Below are 2,872 nucleotides of genomic sequence, written 5' to 3'. Positions count from 1 at the left end.
GCCTGGGACCGGACCGCGGCGGCTCAGCTCTGCGGCGTAGACGGAGTACCTCGGAAGACGGCGGGGACCGCGGGGACGGGCACGCGCCGGCCGGGCGTGAGCCGAGCGGAGCCGGTGGCGCCAGGGCCCGGCCCGGGGTGGACGCCGGCGGCGAGACATCGGTGGACCGGCTGGGAGGTGTGCGTGGTGGGAGCGTGGCCGGGCGGCGCTGTTGGGGGACCTGCCGGACGGCCAGGGCCCGAGGCGGCCGGGCCGAATGGGTCCTGCCCGGGCGACGGCGTGTTCGGCGTCGGGCCGACGGCCGCGGTGGACGGCGAATGAGCGCGGCGGCTCAGTTCTGCGTCGTTCGCTGGGTCCAGGTCCAGGCGTACTGCAGCCAGTCCGCCACGGTCACCGCGCCGAGGCCGCCGCAGACCAGCCGGGTGAGCCGGGGCGCCGCGGTGTAGGAGCACACCAGGGTTCCGGCGGCCCAGGCGGACGTGCAGAACGGGCACGACAGCAGGTCGCCGACGGCCCGCCGGACCCCGCTGCCCCGCGGTGCGTCCATGACCTCGCTCGCCTCGCCCTCGCCCGTGCGGTGCGTGAACGGCGCCCGGAGAAAACTCGTGATCTTGTCCCGGGTCAGCAGCCTGGACGCCTTGTACGTCGCGGTGCCCAGCAGCACGACGTCCCAGGGCGGTACCTGCTCCGGCAGCCGCACGCCCCGGCGCCGGGCGAGCAGCGCGAACGTGCCGGCGCCCGCCGCGAACACGGAGGCGAGGGCGGCATAGCCGGCGAGAGGCACATCGCCCTCGTCGGCGTAGTGTGCGGCGTCCGTTGTCATGAGACCTCCCATTTCTCCCCTGGCGTGCGCGCGTGAGCGCCCTGCGTGGGGCCCTGAACCGAGTTCCCAGGGGGTGCCGGGCGACACGTGATCAAGGACCGGCGATGCCGTGACGTGGGGCAGGCCACATATGACCTGGTTCGCACCCTCTCCCTGCCGGGCCGGGTGCCGGGCTACCGTTTGGTCGAGCCCCTGTTTCCCCTTCGCATTTCGGACGGCCCGGCTGTGCTCACTGATCTGTCCCCCCTGATAACCGCGACGGCGCACTGGCTGACGGTCGCGTACCCGCCGGCCGGCGGCGCGCTGGCCACGGCCCTGTGCGAGGCGCAGGCCCGGCAGGCCGCGACGGTGGCGGCATGGCTGCGGTACCCGACCGAGATCGACGCGGCCCTGGTCACCATGGCCGGCCCCGGAGGCGCCGGCCGCCTCGACTGGATCACCGGTGCCGAGCCCGCCGCCGACGAAGCGGCCGAGGACCAGGCCTGGCGCACCTGGGTCGACGAGGTCGTGGCCAGCTGGGCGGCCGGCCTGCTCACCGATCCGGAGCTGGCCGGGCTCGCCGTCGCCGCCCTCGCCGAGGGTGAGCACTCCCCGGGCGCACCGGTCGAGTTCCGGCGGCTGCTCGCCCCCGACGACGGCGACCGTCGCGCCGCCGCACTGCTGCGCCACCCCGACCTGCTCGCCCCCGTGGCCGAACTTCACCACGGCCAGCTCCTCGCCCTGCTCAAGCCGGGCCGCGCCCTCGCCGCCTGACGGCCCTTGTCCGGCCGCGAGCGGAGCCGGGACGTTCGAGGATCCGCGCGACGCGAGCCGGATGGAGCAAGAGGCCCGGCCGGGAGCGGCGAAACGCCGTGACGGTCCTTCACGGCACCCCGTACAGGGACGAATATGCCGTGACATGGACATTCTGCTCGTCGCCAGCGCGTTCAACAGCCTCTCCCAGCGCCTGTACGCCGAACTGTCGGACCTGGGGCACCGTGTGGACGTCGTTCTCGCCTCGCAGGGCCCGGAACCGGTCCGTGCCGCCGTCCAGGAGCTGCGCCCCGAACTGGTCGTCGCGCCGATGCTCAGGACGGCCCTGCCCGCGGACGTGTGGCAGGAGCACACCTGCCTCATCGTGCATCCCGGTCCGCCCGGCGACCGCGGCCCCTCCTCGCTGGACTGGGCCATCGCGGGACAGGCGCCCCGGTGGGGCGTCACCGTGCTCCAGGCCGAGGCGGGCATGGACGCGGGCGCCGTCTGGGCGGCGGAGCCGTTCCCCGTGCCGCCCGTCGGCAAGAGCGACCTGTACCGCAACGAGGTCTCCGACGCCGCGGTGACCGCCGTCCTCACGGCCGTACGGCGCTACGCCGAGGGCTCGTACAAGCCGCGCCCGCAGACCGACCCCTCGATCGGCGTCGTCTGGCGGGACTTCTTCCGCCAGGAGCGGCGGCGCATCGACTGGGAGCACGACGACACCGAGACCGTCCTCGGCAAGCTCCGCGGCGCCGACTCGCAGCCCGGCGTCCTCGACGAACTCCTCGGCCGGGAGGTGTTCCTGCACGGCGGGCACCCCGAGGACCTGCTGCGCGGCCGCCCGGGCGAGCTGCTCGCCCACCGGGCCGGCGCCGTCTGCCGGGCCACCCGGGACGGCGCGGTCTGGATCCCGGAACTGCGCCCGCGCAAGAACTCCGGCGACCCGGCGCCCTTCCGCCGCCCCGCCGCCTCCATCCTCGCCTCCCTCGACCCCGGCCGCACACTGGCGGAGGACCCCGTACCGCTCGAACTGCCGCCCGGCCGACGCACGTTCACGGACATCCGCTACCGGCAGCAGGGCGACGTCGGCCTGCTGACCTTCTCCTTCCCGGGCGGTGCGACGAGCACCGACCAGTGCCGGCGCCTGCTCGCCGCCTACGAGCACGCGCTCACCCGCCCCACCCGGGTCCTGGTGCTCGGCGGAGCCCGCGACTTCTTCTCCAACGGCATCCACCTGAACGTCATCGAGGCCGCCCCCGACCCGGCCCAGGAGTCCTGGACCAACCTCAACGCCATGGACGACCTCGTCGAGGC

3 protein-coding genes are annotated in these 2,872 nt (G+C 74.7%); 2 read left to right on the top strand and 1 reads right to left on the bottom strand.

Annotation, left to right across the window (positions count from 1 at the left end; genetic code table 11):
• Positions 1-331: 331 nt before the first annotated feature.
• The gene (locus tag ACWEN3_RS44625; RefSeq protein WP_452983903.1) at positions 332-823 is read right to left on the bottom strand and encodes a DUF1360 domain-containing protein; all 492 of its coding nucleotides are present in this window, start codon (positions 821-823) and stop codon (positions 332-334) included.
• 225 nt (positions 824-1,048) lie between these two features.
• Here ACWEN3_RS44625 and ACWEN3_RS44620 point away from each other — a divergent pair, with 225 nt between their 5' ends.
• Together ACWEN3_RS44620 and ACWEN3_RS44615 are read left to right on the top strand one after the other, a co-directional pair.
• Positions 1,049-1,576: a hypothetical protein gene (locus ACWEN3_RS44620; protein WP_452983902.1), complete on the top strand. Its 528-nt coding sequence runs from the start codon at positions 1,049-1,051 to the stop codon at positions 1,574-1,576.
• Positions 1,577-1,721: 145 nt separating this feature from the next.
• On the top strand, positions 1,722-2,872 hold a 1,151-nt coding region (locus ACWEN3_RS44615), incomplete at its 3' end, for a formyltransferase family protein (RefSeq protein ID WP_452983899.1).

The organism is Streptomyces sp. NPDC004561, assembly GCF_053602155.1.
Note: the sequence above shows the minus strand (reverse complement) of the source record. Positions and strands in the feature narration are given on the sequence as shown.